General features: G+C 70.7%; 12 protein-coding genes. 10 read left to right on the top strand and 2 right to left on the bottom strand.

What is annotated here, in order from left to right:
- Window positions 1-42 precede the first annotated feature (42 nt).
- Window positions 43-801 (top strand): aminoglycoside adenylyltransferase family protein, encoded by a 759-nt coding sequence (locus ACFQ4H_RS28555; protein ID WP_377576686.1) that lies wholly within the window; start codon window positions 43-45, stop codon window positions 799-801.
- A 72-nt stretch (window positions 802-873) separates the two neighbouring features.
- Here the strand turns inward: ACFQ4H_RS28555 and ACFQ4H_RS28550 are convergent, their stop codons facing one another.
- Window positions 874-1,665 carry a hypothetical protein gene (locus tag ACFQ4H_RS28550; protein ID WP_377576683.1) on the bottom strand — a complete coding sequence of 264 codons (792 nt, stop codon included), beginning with the start codon at window positions 1,663-1,665 and terminating at the stop codon, window positions 874-876.
- A gap of 343 nt (window positions 1,666-2,008) precedes the next feature.
- Between ACFQ4H_RS28550 and ACFQ4H_RS28545 the strand changes: the two genes are divergently transcribed.
- Window positions 2,009-2,830 carry a DUF3097 domain-containing protein gene (locus ACFQ4H_RS28545; RefSeq protein ID WP_377576680.1) on the top strand — a complete coding sequence of 274 codons (822 nt, stop codon included), beginning with the start codon at window positions 2,009-2,011 and terminating at the stop codon, window positions 2,828-2,830.
- Window positions 2,831-2,915: 85 nt separating this feature from the next.
- On the opposite strand, the gene ACFQ4H_RS28540 is transcribed toward ACFQ4H_RS28545, so the two are convergent.
- On the bottom strand, window positions 2,916-4,268 hold the full coding sequence (locus ACFQ4H_RS28540; RefSeq protein WP_377576678.1) for a serine hydrolase domain-containing protein: 1,353 nt from the start codon (window positions 4,266-4,268) through the stop codon (window positions 2,916-2,918).
- A gap of 145 nt (window positions 4,269-4,413) precedes the next feature.
- Here ACFQ4H_RS28540 and ACFQ4H_RS28535 point away from each other — a divergent pair, with 145 nt between their 5' ends.
- From ACFQ4H_RS28535 to ACFQ4H_RS28500, 8 genes are all read left to right on the top strand, one after another.
- Complete coding sequence (locus tag ACFQ4H_RS28535) at window positions 4,414-4,881, top strand: NfeD family protein (RefSeq protein WP_377576675.1); 468 nt, start codon at window positions 4,414-4,416, stop codon at window positions 4,879-4,881.
- 105 nt (window positions 4,882-4,986) lie between these two features.
- Window positions 4,987-6,093, top strand: coding sequence for an SPFH domain-containing protein (locus ACFQ4H_RS28530; protein ID WP_377576722.1), 1,107 nt, complete (start codon window positions 4,987-4,989; stop codon window positions 6,091-6,093).
- A 236-nt stretch (window positions 6,094-6,329) separates the two neighbouring features.
- Window positions 6,330-7,133: a hypothetical protein gene (locus tag ACFQ4H_RS28525; protein WP_377576672.1), complete on the top strand. Its 804-nt coding sequence runs from the start codon at window positions 6,330-6,332 to the stop codon at window positions 7,131-7,133.
- Window positions 7,134-7,246: 113 nt separating this feature from the next.
- Complete coding sequence (locus tag ACFQ4H_RS28520) at window positions 7,247-7,696, top strand: Rv0361 family membrane protein (protein WP_377576669.1); 450 nt, start codon at window positions 7,247-7,249, stop codon at window positions 7,694-7,696.
- A 1,019-nt stretch (window positions 7,697-8,715) separates the two neighbouring features.
- Complete coding sequence (locus tag ACFQ4H_RS28515) at window positions 8,716-13,056, top strand: metallophosphoesterase family protein (RefSeq protein WP_377576666.1); 4,341 nt, start codon at window positions 8,716-8,718, stop codon at window positions 13,054-13,056.
- A gap of 27 nt (window positions 13,057-13,083) precedes the next feature.
- On the top strand, window positions 13,084-16,749 hold the full coding sequence (locus ACFQ4H_RS28510) for a DUF6603 domain-containing protein (RefSeq protein ID WP_377576664.1): 3,666 nt from the start codon (window positions 13,084-13,086) through the stop codon (window positions 16,747-16,749).
- 28 nt (window positions 16,750-16,777) lie between these two features.
- Complete coding sequence (locus ACFQ4H_RS28505; RefSeq protein WP_377576661.1) at window positions 16,778-21,706, top strand: hypothetical protein; 4,929 nt, start codon at window positions 16,778-16,780, stop codon at window positions 21,704-21,706.
- Window positions 21,703-24,066: hypothetical protein (locus ACFQ4H_RS28500; protein ID WP_377576658.1), on the top strand; the 2,364-nt coding region annotated here is incomplete at its 3' end. The genes ACFQ4H_RS28505 and ACFQ4H_RS28500, both read left to right, overlap by 4 nt.

Raw genomic sequence — 24,066 nt, 5'->3', positions numbered from 1 at the left:
TATTCGGGTGCACCGGCCCGACCGATGGCCGACCATGGCCCGGTGGAGCAGGTCCAGAAGATCGTGCAACTGGTCGGTGACGTCCTGAGCGTCCAGACCATTGGTGCCTACCTGCACGGCTCCTCGGTGCTCGGTGGCTTGAAACCGGCCAGCGACCTGGACGTGCTCGTCGTCTCCCGGCGACGGATGGACGGGCGGGAGCGGCGGGCACTGCTCGAAGCGCTGCTCAAGCTCTCCGGTCCGACCGCCGGAACCCGCCCGGTCGAACTGACCGTCGTGGTCCAGTCCGAGGTTCGACCGTGGCGGTTTCCGCCGGTCGGGGACTTCCTGTACGGGGAGTGGCTCCGCGACGAGTTCGAGGCCGGGGGCGTCCCACAGCCGCAACCGATGCCGGACCTGGCCCTGCTGATTTCCATGGTGCTGCGCGGTGATCGTCCCCTCCTGGGGCCGCCACCGGCACAGGTCCTCGACCCGGTGCCGCCCACCGACCTGGTCCGCGCGAGCGTGGCGGGCGTCCCTGAACTGCTGGCCGACCTGGACAGCGACACCCGCAACGTCGTGCTGACCTTTGCCCGGATCTGGACCACGCTGGCCACCGGCGAGGTCAGGTCGAAGGACGCCGCCGCCGACTGGGCCCACGATCACCTGTCGCCGGAACACCGCCCCGTACTGGAACATGCCAAGCAGCTCTACCTGTGCCGCACGTACGCCGAGGAGAGTTGGACCGACGACCTGAAGGCACAGGCACACTCGTACGTCGCCGAGGTGCTTACCAGGATCGACGGGCTGGCAGGCCGCTGATGATCAGCGGCCTGGTCGTGATGGTCGACGGCCTGGTCGCCGGTGGTCGTCGGCCTGGCCGGTGATGGCGGCTCAGGCGGCCAGTGGGGCGTTGCAGGCAGCGACCAGTGCCCGTCGGCAGGCGGTGGTGAGGGGACGCAACGCGGCATCGCGCTGCTGAGCCTCGTAGCCGTTGATCGCACCGCCCGGTGCGGCGTGTCCGGCCAGTGCCAGCACCTGGTCGAGCACGCTGGCCCGGGCGAAGAGCCGCCGGGCCCGTGGATCGAAGCCCGGGGGCAGGTCGGTGCCCCCGTTCGGCCGGCGCAGCTCCGCCAGTGCCCCGGCCAGTTCGGGACGCCACTGCGCGACGTCGAGCCGGGTGAGCGCTGCGGTGGTCTCGGCGAGCGCGACGGACAGTTCCGCTTCGGCCTCGGCCGTTCCGGGATGGGTGGCGGAGGCGGCAGGTGCGTTGTCCGGCAGCGGATAGACCCGCCACAGCACGGTCTCGAAGGTCATGCCCGATCCGGAGGTGTGCGTGCGTACCTCGGGGATGAGGCCGAGGCCCCGGGCGACGACGGCCTCCTCGGCGACCAGCGCCGCGCCCGCGAACGGGCCGGGCCCGGGCAGGCCACGCGGGTCGCCGGGGGCGGGCAGCACCAACCTGATCTCGTCGGGGGAGAGCTTGGAGAAGCTCGTGAGCGCCTGCCGCAGCGGTACGTCCGTCCAGGTGCCGGGCGCATCGGCAACGAGATGCTCCTCGTCACCGGCGATTTCGTCGGCGATTTCGTCGTACGGCACGAGCCCGGCGCGCCATGCGCGTACCCAGGCGACGAACCGACTGGATCGGCGCGCGGCGAGAGTCGCCGCGCTTGCTGCGGGGGACATGCAGGAAAGGGTACGTCCTAACCGCTGCCCTGTCTCGGGTGCGGCCGAGGGCGGGTTCACAGCCGGCCGGGTGTGCTTCGAGCGCGGTTCCACTGCTTCGAGCGCCACGCCACCGTTCGGCGGTCCACGCCACTGCTTCGAGCGCCACGCCACCGTTCGGCGGTCCACGCCACTGCTTCGAGCGCCACGCCACCGTTCGGCGGTCCACGCCACTGCTTCGAGCGTCACGCCACCGTTCGGCGAGCCGTGCCTCTGCTTGACGAGCCGTGCCACCGGCGCGAGAGGCGCGTCACGCGGCGCGTCCCGTGCCGCCGAGGCCTCGGTTGTCCGTTAGCGTGGCCGTATGGGGAGGTTGTACGGGGATGACGTGCTGGCCGGCAACTGGCGGCGGCGCAGGGCGGTACCGGAGGTCAACGCCGAGCCGGACCTCGTCGTGGAGGACGCGGACTCCGGCTTCTGTGGCGCGGTGGTCGGGTTCGAGTCCGGCGCGGTGGTGCTGGAGGACCGGCACGGTCGGCGGCGTAACTTTCCGCTGCTGCCGGCGGCGTTTCTGCTCGACGGTGAGCCGGTGACACTGCGCCGCCCCCCGCCAGCCGCCGCACCCACGGCCCGCCGCCGTACGGCGTCCGGCTCGATCGCGGTTGCCGGCGTTCGCGCCCAGGTGGCGAAGGCCAGCCGGATCTGGGTGGAGGGTGTCCACGACGCTGCGCTGGTGGAGCGGATCTGGGGGGACGACCTGCGGATCGAGGGCGTGGTGGTGCAACCGCTGGACGGCATCGACGCGCTGGCCGCCGAGGTGCGGGACTTCGCACCGGGACCGGAGCGCCGGCTGGGTGTTCTGGTCGACCATCTGGTGCCGGGGTCCAAGGAGAGTCGGATCGTGGCGGCGGTGACCTCACCGTACGTCCTGATCACCGGGCATCCGTACGTCGATGTGTGGCAGGCGGTGAAGCCGGCCAAGCTCGGCATCCGGGAGTGGCCGGTGGTACCACCGGGACGGCCGTGGAAGGAGGGCGTCTGCGCGGCGCTCGGGGTGGCCGAGCCGGCGGACATGTGGCGGATCATCCTTTCCCGGGTGGACAGCTTCCACGACGTGGAGACCCCGTTGATCAATGCGATGGAACGGTTGATCGACTTCGTGACGGTCCCGCCCGCCGACGCGTAGGTCTGTCTACCCGACGCGTAGGTCTGTCTACCGGGCTGGCAGCGCCGACGACCAGGACCACGTCGCGGGCGACTGTCAGGTGTGGTCAGGCGAGGCGGTCGGGGTCGCGGGTGAAGACGAAGGTGGCGATGTCCAGCGCCTCGGCCCGACCCGCGGCGTCGCGCCGTACGGCCAGGATCTCGCCGTCGTTCGTGCCGGAGCGGCCCCGCCACCGGCCCGGCCCCTCGGGGGCGAAACGCCACGGCGTCGCCCCGGTCGGCCGTTGCAGGGTGAGCACCAGTTCGTTGGCCGCCCCGTCCCACTCGGCTTCGTACTCGCGGCCCATCCACCACCAGCGACCGGTCAACTCGGCCACCTCGGGCGCGGGCGGCGCGCTGGCGGGGCGCCAGGCCCGGACGGGGGCCGGCTCCAGGTCGAGCACCGTGGTCAGCAGTTGGTCGCTGAGCGCACCGATCGAGCCGGAACGGAAGCCGTACGAGTTGGCGAAGGCGACCACGGCGGTACGGGCCGGCCGGTACACCGTCAGCGCGGCGATGTAACCGGGCATCGAGCCGCCGTGCCCGACGTACACCCGGTCCCCGGTCCGGGCGAGCTCGAACCCCAGCCCATGTCCGGACCGCCAGGACTCCAGGTCGCTGATGACCACGGGTGCGCACATCTCGGTGAGGGTGGCCGGAGCCAGCAGGTCGGGGGCCGGGTCGGCGAGGAACGCCGCCCATTTGGCCAGGTCCGTGATCGTGGACCAGAGCTGACCGGCCGGTGCCATCGCGCCGGTGTCGGTACGCGGTTCCTCCCGTAGGGTGCCGAGCCACGGGTGTACGACGTAGCCCCGGGCGAACGGTTCCTCCGCCTGGTAGCTGGTGCGGTTCATGCCCAACGGGTCGAGCAGGCGCTGCCGCAGCAGTTCCCACCAGGGCTTACCGGTGATTCGTTCCAGTACCGCCCCGAGTAGCCCGTACGCGAGGTTCGAGTAGTGGTAGACCCGGTGGGGTGGGTAGGCCACCTTGTCCGGGGTGAGCCCGGCCAGCAGGGTGTCCAGGTCGCCACCGGGTGCCCGCTCCCACCAGTCACCCTCCGGTTCCCGTTGCAGGCCGCTCGCGTGCCCGAGCAGCTGACGCAGGGTCAGGTCACCGAGCGGGGTGTCCGGCAGGTGGCGTTCCAACCGGTCGTCCAGCCCGAGCCGGCCCTCGTCGCGCAGTTGCAGCAAGAGCACCGCGGTCATCGTCTTGCTGATCGACCCGATCCGGTACTGGGTGTCCGGGTCGGGAGCCGGGCGTACACCGGCGGTCCCCAGGTGGGACAGCTCGCCGGCTGCGGTGACGTGGAGGAGCCTGCCGTCCCGGACCACACCGGCGATCAGCGAGGGCGTACGCCCCGCCTGCTGACCGTCAGCGACCAGGCTGTCGATCCGTCGGATGGTTTCCGGCAGCAGTGACATGGTCCCGTGGCTCCCTGGATTGAGTGGTCGGATGGGCGGGCGGGGCGGCTGTATCGATCCGACCGGGCCCGGATCCGGCGATCTTACCGAGCTTTGTGATCTTGAGGGTTCGCGGTCACGTGCATGTGCATGACAGGATCGGTGCGTGGAGCCCCTTCTGTGGATCGTATTGGGCGTCGTACTGGCGGTCGCGGAGATCTTTACGACGACGCTCTTCCTCCTCATGTTCTCGATCGGGGCGTTCGCCGCAGCCGGTGCGGCGGCCCTCGGCGCGCCGGTCGGCGTGCAGGCGCTCGTGTTCGCCGCCGTGTCGGCGTTGACCGTGCTGGCCCTGAGACCGGTCATCCGGCGGCACCGCCGCAGCGCGGTGGAGAGTGGTGAGGAACCGTTCGGGGTCGAGGCGTTGGAAGGTGCCAGCGCGCTGGTGCTCGAACGTGTCGATGCCGACAACGGCATGGTCAAGATCGACGGTGAGCTGTGGACCGCCCGGTCCTACGACGCGACCCAGTCGTTCGCGCCCGGAGATCGGGTACGGGTCATCCAGGTCAAGGGCGCGACCGTCCTGGTCTGGCGGGACGATGTCTCTGCCACTGAGCTACCTGAATCCGGATGAGCTGTCCGGAGGACTCCAACTGAAGCACCCGGGGGTCCACGTGGGCTCCGAGAGATTCCGAATGAGCTACCCGAAAGGTGAAACATGGGGAGCGGTCTGGGAACGATGATCGCGGTGCTGTTCGGCGCTGCGGCCCTGATTGTTGTGATCACGTTGATCCGTGCGGTACGGATCGTGCCGCAGCAGCGGCAGGATGTCGTCGAACGGCTCGGGAAGTACAAGCGCACCCTCAACCCCGGGCTCAACCTGCTGGTGCCGTTCATCGACGCCGTGCGTACCAAGGTGGACATGCGGGAGCAGGTGGTCAGCTTCCCGCCGCAGCCGGTGATCACCTCGGACAACCTGGTCGTGTCGATCGACACGGTGCTCTACTTCAAGGTGGTCGACTCGGTACGTGCCACCTACGAGATCTCCAACTTCCTCCAGGCGATCGAGCAGCTCACCGTCACCACGCTACGTAACGTGATCGGCTCGCTCGACCTCGAGCGGGCGCTGACCAGCCGTGAGGAGATCAACCGGCACCTCTCCGGCGTGCTGGACGAGACGACCGGACGCTGGGGCATCAAGGTGACCCGGGTGGAGATCAAGGCCATCGAGCCGCCGCCGAGCATCCGCGACTCGATGGAGAAGCAGATGCGGGCCGAGCGGGACCGCCGGGCCGCGATCCTCAACGCCGAGGGGCACAAGCAGTCCCAGATCCTCTCCGCCGAGGGCGAGAAGCAGGCCGCCGTACTGCGGGCCGATGGTGACCGGCAGGCCCGGATCCTGCAGGCCGAGGGGCAGGCCAAGGCGATCCGTACGGTCTTCGACGCGATCCACCAGGCGAACCCGAGCCAGAAGGTGCTGGCCTACCAGTACCTACAGGCGCTGCCGCAGATCGCCAACGGGCAGGCCAACAAGGTCTGGATCGTGCCGGCCGAGCTGACCAAGGCCCTGGAGGGGCTGGGCGGCGCGCTGGGCGGGCTGAGCCAGATGGCCGGTGACACGCCTTCCCCGCAGGCTTCCTCGGACGCCAGCGCCGTCGAGCGCGAGGCGGCGGAGGCGGCGCGGGCCGCCGCCGAGGCCGCGCAGGAGGTGACCAACGAGGTACGCGCCGCCGAGGCGCAGGCCACGTCCGGGTCGCGTCCGGCCGGGCTGCCCGCCCCCGAGCCGGTCTCGCCGGCCAGCCTGCTCGGCGACACCACCACGGAGGGCCGTTCCGAACGCGCCTGAGGAGGAACGCTCGAAAACAAGATCAAGCGGTGTTTGCCCTGTGGAGACATGGGCAAGCACCGCTTGATTCGTAGTTCCGGGCGGCAGGCGAGGGGAAAACGTGAAAAATCCGCACATTGTCTCGCTGGCCTGCCACGATCGTCCTAGTGACGGGTGGTGACCAGGGACGGGACACCGGTTGGTTCGTTCCGTACCGGTTGGTCGCCACCGGGCCGAGTGGAGCGAGGTGATGGCCCGTGCAGCACCCCGTGGACCGTACACAGCCGGCCGGCGCGGCCTCGTCGGTGGCGGATTCATCCCCGACGGTGGCGGTGCCCAGGCGCAGTGGGTTCGGATTCGGCATGTTGCCCTTCGTCGTGGAGAAGGCCCCGGCCGCGCCAGCGACCAACGCCACCTGGGCCTGGTCACTACGGCGGTTCGCCCGGGCCACGGTCTGGCTGCTACCCGGTTACGCGATCCTCTTCGGCGTCGTGGCGCTGGTCGGGGTGGACGGGGCGGGCCCGGCGCCGTACGCCTCGGGCGGACGTCCGTTGTACCTGGTCGGCTGGATCGGTGCGCTCTGGCTCGGGTTGCTGGCGCTGATGTCGCTCACCAGCCTGTTGGCGGCTTCCCGCAGTCGACGTACCGCGCTGGCCGGTCTGCTGGTCGTGTTGTTCGGGTTGCTGTTGATGCTGCCGTTCGCGGGGATGCCGGAACAGACCCCGGTCTACGGTGCCGACGCCCGCACCATGACGGTCGTGGGGGCCAGCGTGTTCACCGTGGGCTGGTTGCTGGCCGGCTGGGCGGTGATCCGTTCCGGTGTGTTCAGTTACGCCGACGGTGGGCTGTTGATGCTGTCGGCGCCGTTGATGGGCGTGGTCGGCATGCTGGTCGGCGCGTTCCAGGCGTACGGTGCGCTGTTTGCCCTGGCCGCAGGGATCGGAATCGCGTGGCGGACCGGCCGGCTGGTGCCGCCTGGGCGGGCCACCGGGGTGTACGCCGGTCCGGACTCGGTCGCCGCCGCACACGTTCCCGCCACCGGCACCCTGGGGGCCCAGTGACACCCGGGTTCAAGTAACCGGTGAGCTGAGGGTCGTCACCCGGGTCAGGTGCGGGTGGGGCAGCAAGCAGGCGGCACGGCGGCGCTGTTGACCATCGCTGCTACGTTCCTGCCATGACGTACCAGCCGATGCCTGCCCCACCACCGAAGAAGTCGAAGACCCTCCGGACCGTGCTGATCGTGGTCGCCGTGGTCCTGACACTCTGCTGTGTGGGCGGCGGTATCGGTGGGTTCTTCCTCTACCGGACGGTCCAGGACGCCACCGGACCCGCCCGCGACGCGACCACGGGATACGTGGACGACCTGGGCAGCGGCAACTATCCGGGTGCCTACGGGCGGCTGTGCAACCGGATGCGTTCCGAGATGACAGCGGACGAGTTCGCGCGGATGCAGTCGATCCAGCCCAGGGTTGCCAGCTACAAGATCACCGGGTTGTCGGTGAACAACACCAACGGCCGGGTCACCGGCACCGCTACCGTGCGACTGACCCAGGACGGCGGAGCCACCGTCATCCAGGTCCTGCCACTGGTCAAAGAGGACGGTGAGTGGCGGATCTGCCAGTGAACCGGCCGGACGAGGATTTCGACGCCCTGTCGAGCTGATGGCACGAACGACTCGCCACCGGCGGTCATCGTTGCCTGCCGGGTGGGAGAGGCGCTGCATGTCGTGGCGGACGCCTCACCCCCCGTCCACACGAGGTCGCAGGGGAGTGCCGACAGTCGTCTCCCGTGCTGAGGGTTCAGCCTGGCCAGCAGCGGGTTTGAGCCCGCCGGCAAGGGGTGCGGTGGTACGTCGTGCCATGAGTGGCCGATTGCAGGTGGTTGTGGTGCCCCGAAGGGAATCAGCGGCCCGTCCACGTCGAGGAACAACAACGGACGCTCGGTAGCGACAGGCACGGCCGCAGGATAGCGGTGTTCGGCCATGGACCGCGCCTGGCTGGATGTCGCTCGCTGTCCGGGGTGGGGCGGTGTCGGACGGTGTGGGAGACGTGGGCGCGTAGACGGGGCACCTCGACAGGCCCACGGCAGGCTCTTGCGGCCATCGGGAAGCTTCTTCGATTCGGCCGGCTTTCGGTTCCACCCCGGAAACATGAGGCCCTCTCGATCGAATCGTTCGTCCTTTTCGGGTCGCTAACCTGATCACGAAACGATTGTCATCGAAACTTTTCTACACTACGATCGTAGTGCGTCATTTGCCGTCCTGGCTGCGGAGATGCCGATGTCGAGGGGGCCGCAAAAGGTTGTATCGCGGTTCTGACAGATTCCGACGGCTACCACCTCGCCATTCGTCGTGGTGCTGGCGGCGGCGCCGTGTTCAGCGGGTGAACAGCCCCAGCGGTACGCAGATTGGCTGCTCGGCGCCGGTGGACCTGAGGTCTGTCGATTCGAGCTGCGCCGAGTAGTGCACAAGATCTCGTACTGGGCAAGGGCAAGACGACTGAAACTTTTTGTCTGTCTTCTGTGGACGGAAATAATCAGGCTGCCGGCGCGACGCAACGGATGATGCCGCCCGCTGCCTCCTGCGGCTTTCCTACTGGTGAATCAGCGCCTAGCAGCGTTCGCAGGAACGGCGAAAGGGAGAGCATGGAGGCAACGGCGGAGCGCCCCTTCGTCGTGTGCGGTCCGATCGTGCGCCGGGTCGACCCGGACAGCGCCACCGTATTCATCGCGGTGCGATCGGCGTGCACGGTGACTCTCACCGTCTTCGAGACCGATGGCGGTTCAGGCTTTGCGCGCGGCGCCACCGTCGCCACTGGAAGCCGGGAAGCGGTGCGGCTGGGCGAGCACCTGTACGTCGTAGCGGTGCGGGCCGCCGGGCAGGCGCTGACGCAGGGCACCCTCTACGGCTACGACATGTCCTTCACCGGCCCGGCGGTGAGTTGGGCGAGCCTGATGACCCCGCAGGTCGTCGCCGCCAGCGAGTCTGCGGCCATAGACGCCCTCAGCTACGTCAACGATCCCCGGGCGATCGGCGGTGCGCCGGACTATCCCAGTTTCGTGACGCCCCCGGCGAACCCCAGCGACCTGCGGATCTTCCACGGATCGTGCCGGAAGCCGCACGGTGAGGGCATCGACGCGTTTCCGCTCCTGGACCCGGTCATCGCGGCAGCCGGCGGTGATCCGAAACTACGGCCACACCAGCTCGTCCTCGGTGGCGACCAGATCTACGCCGACGACGTCGCTGACGTGCTGCTGGCCATGATGAACGGGCATGACGCCGTACCCGCCCGGGAGGGCATACCCGCGATTCCCGCCCTGCCCGGCATCGCGGACAGCCTCGGCATGCCGCCGGAGGCCCTGCCGGTCGGCACCACCAACCAGCCGACCGACCGGCAGTACCAGCCGGGTAAGCGTGGCGAGGCGCTGTCGCGCGACGCGAAGTTCACCTCGGGTAAGGCGGACAGCCACCTGATGTCGCTGCGTGAGTACGTCTGCATGTACCTGATGACCTGGTCGGACCAGTTGTGGCCGGAGCGGTACCCGAAGTTCGAGGAGGTCTTTCCCGCCGACACCCACGTCATCGCGCCGATCTACGACCTGATGCGCGCCGGGAAGCGCTACACGACCACCCGGGCGCAGGAGGAGGTCGTCGAGCGGTATGAGCGCTGGTACCGGCAGACGTACCTGATCAAGGCGTTCCAGCTCGGGCTACCGGCGGTGCGCCGCCAACTGGCCAACGTCGCCACCTACATGATCGCGGACGACCACGAGATCAGCGACGACTGGAACATGACCAGGTCGTGGGTGATCGACGCGAGCGTCACCTCCGAACTCGGTCGGCGCATCGTCCGTAACGGTATGTCCGCGTACGCCATCTTCCAGGCCTGGGGCAACAATCCGGAGCAGTTCGCCGAGGAGGGCACCGCCGGCCAGCCCGGCCGCGAGGCGCTGTCGGCCATCGAGGGCTGGCAGCGTACGCCCAACAGCACCGACGACGGGATACTGCGGGAACGACTGGGTCTGCCGACCGGGATCGACGCCAAGGGCCGGATGGTGCGTCCCGCCGGCGCCTTGAAGTACCACTACACCGTCACCTGGCCGCGCTACCAGCTCGTCGCCCTGGACACCCGTACCTGGCGGGAGTTCCCGGCCCCGGCGGAGACGCCGGACGGCAAACCGTACCCGGGAGGTCTGCTCCTCTCCGACGACCCGCTCAACGAGATGGTCAGCGGTGGGGGAGTGCTTGAGGACGAGGCCGTGACCGTGGTCGCCCAGCCCATCGCGTTGTTCGGCATGCCACTGCTGGAACAGGTGGCGCAGCCGGTCATGAACGCCCTCTTCGGGCGGTACGAGGCCGACGGGGACGACGCCTGGGTGTCCAGTGACGCCGCCGTGCACAAGCTGATCGCCCGGCTGCTGGCCGCCGCGCCACCCGGACCGGACGGAATACGGCGCCGCCGGCTGGTGATGCTCGGTGGCGACATCCACTTCGGATCAGCCGAGCGCATCCGTTACTCGGCGACGCTGCCGTACGCCTGTGGGCCGGACCCGAACGCACCGTTCGAGGGGGTCAACCGTACCGAAGGCGTGATCGCCGGTTTCGTCTCCAGCGCGCTGCGCAACGAGGACGACAAGACCCGGATGCTGAACGACTTCGGCTACGTACCGGCTGTGGATGTCCTCGGTCAGATCGACCTGGTCGGCTGGGCGAACGAGAAGAACGACGGAAAACCGTTCCAGGCCGGGGTGCAGGTGGCCTACGCCGCCGACGCGGTGGCCGGATGGCGGGTCACCGGGCGGCCAGCAGTCGGCGAGAACGACCGGCTGAAGCTGCTGACCCGACCGCCCGAGTGGGCGCTGAACGTGCGGTTCATCCACCACGACGAGGCCGACCCGGAAGTGGATCGCGACGGCCAGCCGGAGACCGTGGTCGACCCGACCGGTATGCCCCGCGAGGAGGCGTTGGCCCAGTACCTGGCCGCGACCCGCAACCTCGACGGCTACCTCGGCAAGTGGGGCAACGGCAAGGAGATCGTCGGCTACAACAACCTCGGCGAGATCACGTTCGACTGGCGGTCCGGGGAACGTAAGTCGGCCACCCAGCGGCTGTGGTGGCGACTGCCCGGTGCGGCCCGGGGAGCCGCCCTGACCAAGTACACCGTCGACCTGTCGTACGGCTGCTCGCTGCTGGTCACCCCGCCGTACGGCGGTTACGTGCTACGTACCGGTGACTACGACGCGCGGAGCACGAAGACCTGCTACGACGGGGTCGAGCGACCGCTCGTGACCGACAACTGGATCGCCAAACTCCAGGCCGACCTGGCCACGCTCCGCTTCCTTCCACCCGGGGTCACCACCGGTGAGTTCGATCGCAGGACCTACTGGGCGGTCCGGGAGTTCCAGACGTACGCCCGGGGAGAGCGGGTCGCCCACGAACCGGCCGACCGGACCGACGCCCGCTACTCGGACCGCCTCCAGCCGGTCGACGTCCCCGAGGCCGATCGTTACCTGGGACCGGTCAGCGGGGTGGCGGACCTGGCCACCCAGGTCGCCATCAAGCACTGGCTGACCCAGCGCTGGCGGTGTCCCGTCGTGGTCGAGTCGTGGCAGGTGGCCGGTGGCTCACCGCAACGCCTGGCTGCCGGCAACGTCTGGTTGGCGGACGAGGTCGTCGCCGCCGACCAGCGGCTGTACTCCCGGGTCGTGACCGGTCGCCCGGCCGACGCCGGACCTGCCCCGACGAGTCATCCGGAGCTGATTCCCCTCGGCCGGTACGAGACCTGGCCCACCTCGGCCCAGTGGGCCGGTCCCGTCGTCGAGCCGGTGTCGGAGCTGATGCCGGAGGCGTTGATCCCACCCGCGCCGAACGAGACCGAGGGCCCGTCCCTGGACCGCCTGGCCACCGAACTGAGAAGCGGAGACGACGGGACCGTCGAGCGCGCCCGCCGGCAGCTCTCCACGTTCAAGGTGCTCCGGGCCGTCGCCGAACAGAGCCAGCCGGCTTCGGCCGGGGCGTACTTCGACGCGCTCGTCGCCGCCGACTCCGCCATCCTGCGGATCGGCCCGTTCGGTTGGCGCGGCCACGGTCCGCAGACCGCACCGGTCAGCCTGCCCTCGCAGACCAACACCGGTCCCGGGCAGTGGTGGGCGTACCTGGCCTATCTGCGGGCGTTCGACCGCGACGCGTACGACGTGATGGGTGGCCTGGCCGGGGTGTCGGCGGTACCGGGCTGGGGCAAGAACGGCAGCGGACTGCTCGTCCGCGACCTACAGATCGCCCGGGCCAACCCGGCGTACAGCGACACCACCGGTGGGTGGCCGGTGGCGGTCGGGACCTTCGCCGAACTGCGTGAACTGCGCGGCTGGCACTTCATCCACCGCTTCACCCTCGGTCTGCGCAGCCACCCAGGGGTACGGCGGGGCATGTGGACCTTCGCCCGACAGGGGTTGCACGACCTGCTCACCACCTCCTGGGACTCGCCGGACCCGACCCGTACGCCCACCGTGCCGGACGTGCCCGGGACCGACGGCAATTTGCGCCGGGCCCGGATCGGTGAGCTGTTCACCTCGGAACTGGCGGTGGCCCGACTCGCCTGCTGGCAGATGTACCGCGCCCACCAGTTGGTGTCGCCGGCACCGCCGAACGCGGCGGAACCGGCCGACACCCGAGGCGTTCCCCGGGCCGCGACCGAGCTGCACGAGGTGCTGCGGATCGCCCGTACCTACGGCCCGGACTTCTCGGGGGCACCCGGTACCTGGACGGACGACCACGAGTCCGCGCTGATCGCGGCGATCGGCCAGGTCACCGTGACCGATCCGGAGGTGGCGGCGGCCATGGTCGCGTTGCCGTCGTGGCCGTCGTGGCCCACCGGCCGGACGTACACGCTGCCGGTAGAGGTGTTGCCCGAGGAGGAACAGCTGCTCTCCTCGCAGCGCGGGTCGATGCGGCTGGACACCACCGACCTGCCCCGGTTCACCGCATGAACCCGCCACGGAAGGAAACCCGGTCACATGAGTGACGCCGAACAGAGCAGGAACCTCTTCACCCGGCTCCTGGGGGAGGCCGAACTCATCGCCGAACCGGTGCTCAGCTCGACGGACCCGTGGCGACGGGCCCGGCTCATGCGGGCGCTCGGCTGGGACCTGGAGGCGATCAGCGGGGTCGACGCAGTCGCGTTCCAGGACTGGGTGGCCAGGATCCGGCCGGCGTTGGACACGCTGGCCGACGTGATGGTCGACCATCGCCTGAACTCGCTCGGCAACCTCATCAAGGTCGGCGAGGCGGCTGCGAAGGCGTACGAACAGCTCGGTGCGTTGCCGCCGGCGGTGCAGAACAACTGGCCCGACATCGAAGGGCTGCCCGAGGAACTGGCCGACGACCTGCTCGACTTCCTGATCCTGACCTACCTGCGCCGTCGGGTCCCGTGGTCGGTGCCGCTGCTGGTGTTGCTCGGGCTGGCAACCCCGGCCACCGAACAGAAGGTCGCCAGCCTGCCGATGCCGATCGGCGACGCCCCGATCCGGTTACCCCGCCGTCGGGACGAACTGCACCTGGAGCGGATCGCCGACCTGATCTCCGACCCGGGGAAACACTTCAAGGATCTCTACGCCCAGCAGGGGACGAAGACCCCCGAAGCGGTCGAGGCGATGGCGGCGCGTCTGATGCCCCGACTGGCCTACGTGCTGCGGGCGTTCGGAGTGGACGCTGGCCACGGCGTACGGCCCGGCATCGGTCCGGACCAGGGGGAGGCGGGACTGCGGCTGGCCTCCGGTCTGTTGCGGGTCCGGTTCTCCGGGCTGCGTACACCCGGCGGCCAGGACCCGTCGACGGGCCTTGCCGGCTCGGACTGGCAGCCCACCTACGGGCTCGGGCTCACCCTCGGCCTCGCCTCCTGGGACGGTCTGCTCACCGCCATCCTGGCCCCCACCGGCGAGGTGAACCTGGAGGGATCGTTCGGCTCCTGGAACGTCGCCACCAGCCTCTCCGGTGGTGGCCCGGCGATCGCCATCAACTCCGACGGTGTCACCGTCACCGGTGACGAGTCGTCGGTGAAGTTCAGCGCCGAGATCGCCCGGATCGCCCCGGAGGGCGAGACCGGCTGGATCCTTGGCGCCACCGACGGCACCCACCTGGCCGTCGGGCAGCTCGTGCTGGCGGCCCGCGCCGCGCTCGGCACCGGCCGCGACGACCTGGAGCTCGGGGTCCGTGCCGGCCGGGCCGAACTGGTCGTCAAGCCCGGCGACGGGGATGGCCTGTTGGCCAAGCTGTTGCCCGCCGGTGGCCTGCGGATCGCCTTCGATCTCGGCGTCGGCTGGTCCCTGCGTACCGGCCTGCACCTGTCCGGTGCGGCGGCGCTGGTCGCCGACTATCCGATGCACCTGTCGCTCGGGGGCATCCACCTGGACGGGCTGCGGATCGCGCTGGAAGCGGCCAGCCACACCAAGACGGTCAACCTGGCCGTCAGCACCACCGTCCGCGCCGACGTCGGTCCCCTGCACGCCACCGTGGAGAACATCGGCATCCGCGTCGAACTGTCGTTCCCGCCTCCGCTGCCGGCCGGGGAGGGGGAGCCGACCCGGACCGGCAACCTCGGTGCCGCCAACCTCGTACCCCGATTCAAGCTGCCCGACGGGGTCGGCCTGCGCATCGACAACGGCATCGTCTCCGGCGGCGGCTACCTGTTCGTCGACGAACCACGCGGGATGTACGCCGGCGCGCTGCAACTGGGCATCAGCACCAACAGCGGCGGTGGTCTGCTGCGCAGCTTCAAGTTCCAGACCGTCGCGGTGCTCGACACCCGTAACCACGATGGCAGCCGGCTGACCGAGGCCGACGGCGACGAGACCTTCTCCCTGCTGGTGGCCGGTAGCCTCCGATGGTTCCCCGGGGTCGTCCTGTTCTGGGGCATCTCCCTCACCGGAGCGGGCCTGATCATCGGCCACAACCGGCGGAGCAACCCGGACGAGATCCGCAACGCCGTCCGCGACGGCAGCCTGGACCGGCTGCTGTTCCCCGAGGACGTCGTCGGGCAGGCACCGGCGGTGATCGCGTCGCTGGGTCGGATCTTCCCGGCCGACCCCACCGGCACGCTGCTCGGGGTGATGGTGCAGCTGAACTTCCTCGCCGGTCAGATGGTCGCCGAGCTGGCCGTGGTGGTCGAGTTCCCGGACCCGGTGCGGATCCTGCTGCTCGGTCAACTGACCATCGACTTCAAGACGGTCGGAAAGTTGCGTCTGGACTCTGCGGGCATCATCGACTTCGCCCGCAAGGAGATCACCCTCGATGCCGCGCTGATCGACTCGAAGCTGTTCGGCCGGCCGATCACCGGTGAGATGGCGCTGCGGGCCCGGTGGGGCGGGCGGAAGTCGTTCGCCATGTCGGTCGGCGGATTCCATCCGCGGTTCCCCGTACCGGAGGGCTTCCCGACGGTCAAACCGCTCAACATCGCGCTGGCCAAGAGCGGCAAGGGCATCAACCTACAGGCGTACCTGGCCATCACCAGCAACACCCTCCAGTTCGGTGCCAGGGCGCTGTTGCACTTCGAAGGCGGCGGCTTCCTCATCGACGGCCGGGCCTGGCTGGACGCGATGATCCAGTTCAAGCCGTTCTGGTTCACCCTGGAGATCGGCGCGGTGGTGTCGCTGAAGTTCCGGGGCACGGAACTGCTGGCGGTCAACCTGATCATCGGGGTCAGCGGGCCGAAACCGTGGCGGGCCTGGGGTGAGGCCCGGATCAAGCTGCTGTTCCTCGAGGCCTCGGCGAAGTTCAAGTGGAGCGACGGCGAAACGGAGGACGTCCACGAGCCCGACTACATCAGGGCGGCCGAGTTGGTGGAGGCCGCGCTGAGCGGCCCGGGAGCCTGGGACGCCCGCCCGGCGGTCTCCGGCGACGAGCCGGTCAGCCTGCGCGAGATCGAAGCCGGCGATGCGTTGCTGCTCTCGCCGGGCGTACTGCTCAGTGTCCGGGAGAACGTCGTGCCGCTCGGTATCGACCTCCAGCGGGTCGGCACCTCCCGGATCGTCGGCCCGAACCGCTTCACCCTCACCGACGTACAGGTCGGCGGCGGAGACGACGCGGTACGCGGCACGCTGGGGTCGGAAGTCTACGACGACTTCGCACCGGGACAGTTCCGGGATCTGACTCCCGAGGAACAGCTGGTCACCCCGGGCTTCGAACGCTTCGAGGCCGGCCGCACGGTGAAGCTGCCCGAACAGGGCCCCGGCGTTCCGCAGACCGACCGGACGGTCTTCGTCGACCTGTCCGGCGACGAGGCGTACGACCGGGTCATCATCGACGATCCGGAGGACGGCAGCCGCCAGATGCCCGCGCATCAGGCGATCGCCGGCCTGGCGGCGGCCCGAGGCGCCGGTCTGGACACCGGCGCGAAGCTGGCCCGGTTCGCGGCCACCGGACCGGCGGCCAACGCCCGTACCCGGACCACCGGCGCGACCCGCTTCGGCGGCACCGGAATCGGGCTGGCCGCTGCCGGACCCTCCTGGGTGCCGGTCCGCCCCGGCCGGAGAGCGGTGGGACGCGTCGCCCAGTCCGCCGCACCGACCGCGACGCAGGCAGCGGCGACGGCTCCCCGTGGCGACCGTGCCGCCCGGATCCGCCGGGCCACCGTCGCCGTTGCACGCCCGACGATCGCGCTGGCGCAGCCGCGAGAGAGGTACTGACATGGGTGGTCTCCGCTTTCTTCCCTGGGTGCGCGAAGGCCTCACCCGGGTGATTCCCGTACCCGATCCGCTCAGCGGTCCGCTGCCCACCACCCGCGCCGAGCTGCCCCTGTCGGTGACCGCGCAGGCCCGGGACACAGCCAGCGACACGGTCTCGGACATCGTCGGTACGGCCACCGGTGTCCTGCACGGGCCGGGCGACGTGACCGGCCTCGACGCACAGCAGATCATCCGCAGTTTCCCCGCCCCCCGGGCGGAGAACGTCGACGTCACCCTCTTCGCCGCCGTCGAGTTCGACCGGCCCGACCTGCCGTGGCTCTACACCCCGGCCCGCCCGGACAGTCAGGGTCGGCTGCGGCCCTGGCTGGTGCTGGTGGTCGTACCGGTCGGGTCCGAGGACGGGCCGCTGCAACGGGTGCCCGGCAAGTCCCTGCCCCGGCTGGCCACCACCGTCGGGCAACTGCCCAAGCTGGCCGAGTCGTGGGCCTGGGCGCACGCGCAGGTGCTGCTCACCAGCGACACGGAGGACGTCACGGAGGTCATCGCGGACTTCCCGGAACGCACGCTGTCCCGGCTGATCTGTCCGCGTCGGCTGGCCGGCGACGTCGAATACCTGGCGGCGGTGGTACCCGCCTTCGACGCTGGGGTGTCGGCCGGGCTCGGCCTGCCCGTGAACGACGACGCCGAACTGGTGCCCGCCTGGGGACCAGGCTCTCCACATGCCGAGTCGGCCAGCCAGATCATTCTGCCCGTCTACCACCACTGGACGTTCCGCACCGGTCCGGACGGCGACTTCGAGGCACTGGCCCGCCGGCTGCGGGCCCGGCCGTTGCCCGCCGACGTCGGCCGTCGACCGGTCGACATCGCGGCGGCCGGTGGGGGGCTGCCCGAGATCGAGCCCGCCGGTGTCGAAGGACGGTCCGTGCTCGGCTTCGAAGGGGCACTGGCGTCGCCGAGCATGGAGCCGACCGACTGGGATCCGGCGGTCGCCGGCCCGTGGCAGGCGACCATGCGCAGCCTGCTGGAGCACGCCGACGACCGGCTCACCCCGCCCCTGTACGGTGAGGTGCACCTCCAGGAGGGGCGGGTGCCGCCCCCGGGTGCCCAGCCGCTGTGGCTGGCCGGACTGAACCTGGACCCCCGCTACCGGGCCGCAGCCGCGCTCGGCACCCAGGTGGTGCAGAAGCACCAGGAGGATCTGGCCGCCGCCGCGTGGGAGCGTGCCGCCGAGCTGCGCGACGTCAACGAACGTCTGCGTCGGGGACAGGCCGCCCGCGACATCGCCGGCGCGTTGTTCGCCAAGCGGGTCGACCCGCAGGCCCCCGGCCAGGCGTTACGTGACGACCAGCTTGTGGCGCTGACCCAGCCGGTACACGACCTCATCGACGTACCGGCCGCCCGGACGGCTCGGACCAGTGCGGCGACCCCGGCGCTGGACGAGGTCCTGGCCGGCAACGCCGGCGCGAAGGCGGCGACGTCGGCAGCCTTCCGCCGGATCACCCGACCTCGCGGGCCACTCGCCCGGCGGTTGTGGCCCACCGGAAACGCGCCTGCCTCGCTGCCCCGGTTGGCCGCCGGAGCCAATCCGGTACCCCCCGCGCACATCCCGGCGGGCGGCACGGTCTTCGACGAGCTGGTGCCCCCGGGGCAGCGGATCGGCGAACTGGACCGGGCGGCGATCGAACGGGCGAGCCAGAACCCCTGGTGGCACACCACCCAGGCGGCGAACCTCACCCCGGCCGTGTCGCCGTACGCGAGGTTCGCCGAGCTCACCGCCGCTGCGGCGGCCGACGACCCGGTCACCACCCTGGCCACCAACGGCGGTGACCTGCTCGGTCCGGACCGGTTCTTCGTCGCCTCCGTCGACGGGCGGCTGTTCGAGCGTCGCCGGCTCGCCGAGGGATGGGTGTGGCGTGACCACGGCACCCCACCCGGAACCTGGGTCGCCACCTCCGGCTCCACCATCGCCCCCGACCGGGTGTACGTCCGGGCCCGCGACAGCCGGCTCTACGAGCGCCGCTACGTCGGCGAACGGTGGGTGTGGGTGGACTGCGGTGCCTCGCCGGGCGGTGGCATAGCCAGCCGGCCGAACACCTTCGGCGACGACGTCTACGTGATGGGAGTCGACGGCAACCTCTACCGCTTCGGCTCGGTCACCCGGTCCTGGTCTGCCCTCGGTCGTCCGCCCCTCGACGCGGGCGAACGGGTGTGGGGCTCGCCCCGGCCGTACGCCGGCGGTGTGTACCTGGCCACCTCGAACAACCGGCTGTTCCACTGGGTCGCGGGGGCGTGGAGCCAGGTGGAGCCCGCAACAGCACCCAAGATCTGGGGCTCGCCCGTGGTGTACGACTGGTTCACCATCGGCATCCATCCGGGCATCGCCTATCTGACCCCGGACGGCGTCCTGGTGACGAAGCGGGACGACGACTGGCGCTTCGTCGTCCACGAGAATCGCACGGACCTACGGATCGTCTCGCTGGCACAGCGGCTGCCACGGATCGCCCTCGAGGACGTGCCGATGGTGATCGTGCTGGCACACCACAAGGACAACCCTGCCGACCTGCGGATGTTCGGCCGCTACGAGTACCGGCACGACGGGGAGCCCCCCTACCAGACCTGGTACTGGAGGGAGATCGGCCGGCCCGCCAACGGGCTGGCCCCGCACCGCCCCGGACCGGTGACCGGTGACGAACGTGATGGCGAACTCTTCGTCAAGACGGCGGACGGCCGACTGGCCGCGCTGTCCTGGGGGAATCGGGGCGACGGCTGGGTCGACCACGGCCTGCCGGCCGATCCGCGCGGTGCCGGCCGGGACACCGACCCCGCCCCCGCCCACAAACGTTTCGCACCGAAGGTCGGGCTGCTCTCCTCCCTGCTCGTCTCCTACGCGGTGGACGAGGGGACGGGCACCCGGATCAGATGCCAGGCGGGGCACAGCATCGACGAGGAGGGGCTGCTGCGGGAGAACACGCTGAGCCTGCCGGCCGCCGGCCCACTCAGCGTGGTCGCCAGCATCGCCACCGCCACCACCGTCACCCGGCTGATCGCCGCTGGACGGGGACACCTGATCGCGGTCGCGGTGCTGGCCGGCGGTCAACTCGCGTACTGGGTGGGCGCGGACGTGACCCCCGACGGTGTCGCGGCCGGCGGCTGGACCGGGCCCTACCCGCTGGAGGACCCGATCAGCCCGTACGCCAGTGCGGTCGGGGTGACCGTCGTGGACCTGGACGGGGACGACCGTCCGGAGGTGGTCGTCGCGTACGCCGTCAGCGCGCCCGGGGGCACCGACAACCGGGTGTACTACCGGATCGGCTGGGGGTTGGACGAGACCGGTCGGGTCACCCGGGGATGGAGCGACTCCATGCCCACCCCGTACACCTTCACCGAGATCCGCTCGGTGGACGTCGAGGTCGTCGACATGACCAACGACCTCGTACCCGATCTGGTGTTCTTCGTGGCTGGCCGCTCCGGCGCCAACCAGGTGGCCCGGTACTTCACCGGGCGCGGGGTCAACCGGCGTGGCCGGGTGCCCGACGGCGCGTGGACGGCCCCGTTGGGCGTCGCCGACGAGGCGGCGGTGGCTACCGGTACGGGCGCGGGCATAGCCATCGCGGACATCACCGGCACCCGTCGACCCGACCTGGTCGTCGCCTACCGTTCGACGTCCGGCGGGCTGCGCTACCGGGTCGCGTTCGACCTCGACGCCGCAGGCCAGCCGGTCTACTGGGGACCGGTCGTCTCGGTTCCCGGCGCAGCCGACACCGGTTCCGGCCGGGGCTGCGCGGTGACCATCGCGGACCTGCGGGCCGACCTCGTGGCCGATCTGAGGACGATGGGCGACAGCTTCATGCTGGCCGCCGCCAACCACCAGGGGTGGCTGGCCCCGGCCCAGGGGCTGGCCCACGACCGTGCACCCGCCCGCGTCGAACTGGCCTGGGCGGCCGAGGCGGCCCGGGACACGGTGCTGCCGGAGACCGCGGTGACCGGTGAGGTGCTGGCCGATGTCACCCTCGACGACCGGCTGCTGGTGCACGCCGTGCCGGCCAGCGGTGACCCGATGCGCAAGCTGCTGGCCGGGGTGAGCTTCGACGTACCGACGTACGAGCTGCTGCGGGGGCTCTCCCAGGAGCACGTCGTACCGAACCTGCCGGCGGTCGCGCCGGAGACGATGACGGCGCTGGCCGCCAACCCCCGGTTCATCGAGGCGTTCCTGGTGGGGCTCAACCACGAGATGAGCCGGGAGATGCTGTGGCGGGAGTTCCCCGCCGATCCTCGACAGACCTGGTTCCGGCAGTTCTGGGACGTACGCGGGGCGGCGTCGGCCGGTGCCCCGCTCACCGACATCCCGCCGTTGACCGACGCGGCCTGGCGCAGCGGACCACTGGGCACCCACCTCACCGCGGTCGGTGCGCCCGGCGAAGAGGCGCTGGTGCTGGTCATCCGGGGCGAACTGCTGCGTCGCTTCCCGTCCACCATCGTCACGATGCGCCGGGCCCGGTGGATCGGCCCGACCCAGCGGGAGACGGTCGGCGACGACGTTCTGCCGATCTTCAACGCCTGGCTCTCCCCGGACCTGCTGCTGTTCGGGTTCCCGTTCACCGCCACGGTCGCCCGGGGCGCGGCCAGTCAGGCGGCCGGCGACGCCGGCTACTTCTTCGTCCTTCGGGAACAGCCGACCGCGCCGCGCTTCGGACTGGACCTGGAACCGGAGGACTGGACCCCGCCGGAGAGCCCGCCGCCGTATTCGGGTGAGCGGTGGGACGACCTGCACTGGGGCCATCTGCCGGCCGACGCCCAGTTCCTGTCGCCGTACGCGTCGGGGATGCCCACCGTCCCGGTGAACGGTGCCGTCTTCGGCCGTACCTCGGCCGACATGGCACGGGTCGTCCTGCAACGCCCCGTCATGCTTGCCCGTCACGCCAGTGACCTGCTACTACCGCCGGAGCCGCCACAATGACCCGCACCCCGGACGCCGCCGTGGGCGCTACCACCCTCGCCTCGGCCGTCCCACCGCTGTCCCAAGCCCTGCTCCAGGCACCGTGGAGCAGCCTGTCCACCTGGTATCCCGTGGTGATGCTGCCGGTCCGGCTGGAGACCCGCTTCGCCGGTGCCACCCTGAAGATCAGGGTGTACCCCGACCAGATCCACATCGACACCCACGAGCCCGGGCTCACCACCGAGGAGAAGGAAGCGGGGGAGGCGTACTGGAACCGGCTGGCCGGTGATCCGCCGGCCCCGGCAGCAGCAGCGGACCCGCAGCCGGACGAGGCACCCTGGGCCGAACTGGTACGCCGTTTCGGTCAGCACCGGGCCGGCTGGATCGCCCGGGTGATGGAACCAGACCCGGCGACCGGCGACTTCCCCGACCCGCAGTGGCGGCCCGCCCCCTGGTGCGAACCGGCCCGGGTCCGGCTGCTGCCCAGCCAGTGGATCGCCGTCGGCCGTACCACGTCGGGCGACCTGTTCTCGGGTACGTCCAGCCCGGTCACCCGGGACCTGGCCGCCGGACTCACCCCGCTGCTGCCCGACAGCCCGTCGACCGGCACCCCCATCGACCAGTTGTCGCCGGAGTCCATACCGGTGGACGACGGGATGCGGTGGATGGTCGACTACGGCAGCGCCGAAGCCGTCGGCATGGCGTTCTCGGTCACCGTGCCGGTCGACGGCGGTGGCCGGCCCAAGCCGATCGACCGCCTGCTCGTCTTCGGGGTCGACGCGCAGACCGCACCCGAACTGTCCGCGCAGGCACTGGGCCGCCTCCTGGAGGCACACGCCGCCACCGACGGTCTGTCCTTCCTGCCACCGGACACCCCCACCAACAACACCGAGACGGTGACCGCCGGAAAGCGGGTCGTGGTCGCGCCGGTGACCAGGGCGGACACCACCACGACCGATGCCGACAGCGCCGCCGGGCTGACCGCACATGCGCTGGCCGTACCACTCACGTCGAACGGCAGTGACCTGTTGACGGTCACCCGCAGGGTGGCGACCCGCGCGGCGGCCCCGACCGGGCTGGCCCGAGCCGCCAACGCCGGGCTGAACGAGCGACGGTTGGAACGCCACGTACGCCACGTGCTGTGGCATGCCGGACTCGGCGGGATGTTGCGCCATCTGCTGCCGGTCGCCACCCGGGCCGAGCAGGAGCAGATCCGCGACCATTTCGTCGACGACGTGCATCCGGAGGGACCGCTGCCGACCCTGCGGGTCGGTGCCCTGCCCTACGGGCTGCTGCCGGTCTCGGCCCTCGGGTTGCGGCAGACGCCGAGGCCCGACGAGGGGCGAGCGGTGACCGTGCTGCGGAACCTGTGGCAGCGGGTCTGGCTGCCCTCGCCGGTGCCGAGGGTGCTTCCCGGGCTGCCCAACCCCGACGACACGATGTGGGAGATCCTGGGCACCGACGCCCGGGTCCTGGAGGTACGGGCCCGCAGCATGCTCGGCAACGAGTACGTGAGCTGGCTGTGGCGGTTCGCCCGTCTCGACCTCGGCCCCGCGTGGCGACAGCAGATCGTCGAACCCGGCCGCGCGCTGCTGGCCGCGATCGGCCTGGGCAGTGACATCGATCCGAGACTGTCGTTGGCGGTCTACGCCGAGCACGCCTTCGAGCTGGCCAGCGCCATGCTCGACCGGCCGGGGCAGACGGATCCGGTACGGGTGCACGCGTACCTGACCGCGCTGGCCGCGGTCGGGCTGCGGGGTGACGAGATCCCGGTCGCCCCCGCCGACGCCGACCCGGTACCGCTGTTCTACCGGCTGCTGCGGGTGGCGCTGATCGCCGAGCACTCGGCTGCGGCGGACGTCTTCGCCCGTGCCGCCGGGTTGCCGGCGGCCAGTGAGATCACCGAAGCCGAGCTGGTCGACATCCGGCCGCACGAGCTGACGGCCACGGTACGACGGCGGTTGGCCACCGTCGTGCCGGACTCGGGCGGCACGACGCTCGGCAGCTACCTGGCCACCCCCCGGCCGACCGACTCCCGGCACGTCACCGCGACCGCCGACCTGGAGCAGTTCCGCGTGGCGCTGACCGGGCTGGCCAACGCCCTGGTGCCCCCGCTGCCGGACCCGCCCGCCCCGGCGGTGACCCCGCTGGACCCGGCCGACCTTGAGCGGTACATCGCCGGGACGCTCGGTCTGGCCACGCACCGCCTGGACGCCTGGATCACCTCGTTGGCCACCGTACGGCTCAACCGGACGATCGCCACCCGACCCGCCGACGAGCGGCCCGGGGTGCACGTCGGGGCGTACGGCTGGGTCACCGACCTGACGGCGGCACCAGCGCCGACCAGGGTGGCGCGTCCGGCCCACGTGCCCCCGACGGCC

The organism is Micromonospora sonneratiae, from assembly GCF_042679305.1.
Taxonomy (GTDB): Bacteria; Actinomycetota; Actinomycetes; order Mycobacteriales; family Micromonosporaceae; genus Micromonospora_H; species Micromonospora_H sonneratiae.
Note: the sequence above shows the minus strand (reverse complement) of the source record. Positions and strands in the feature narration are given on the sequence as shown.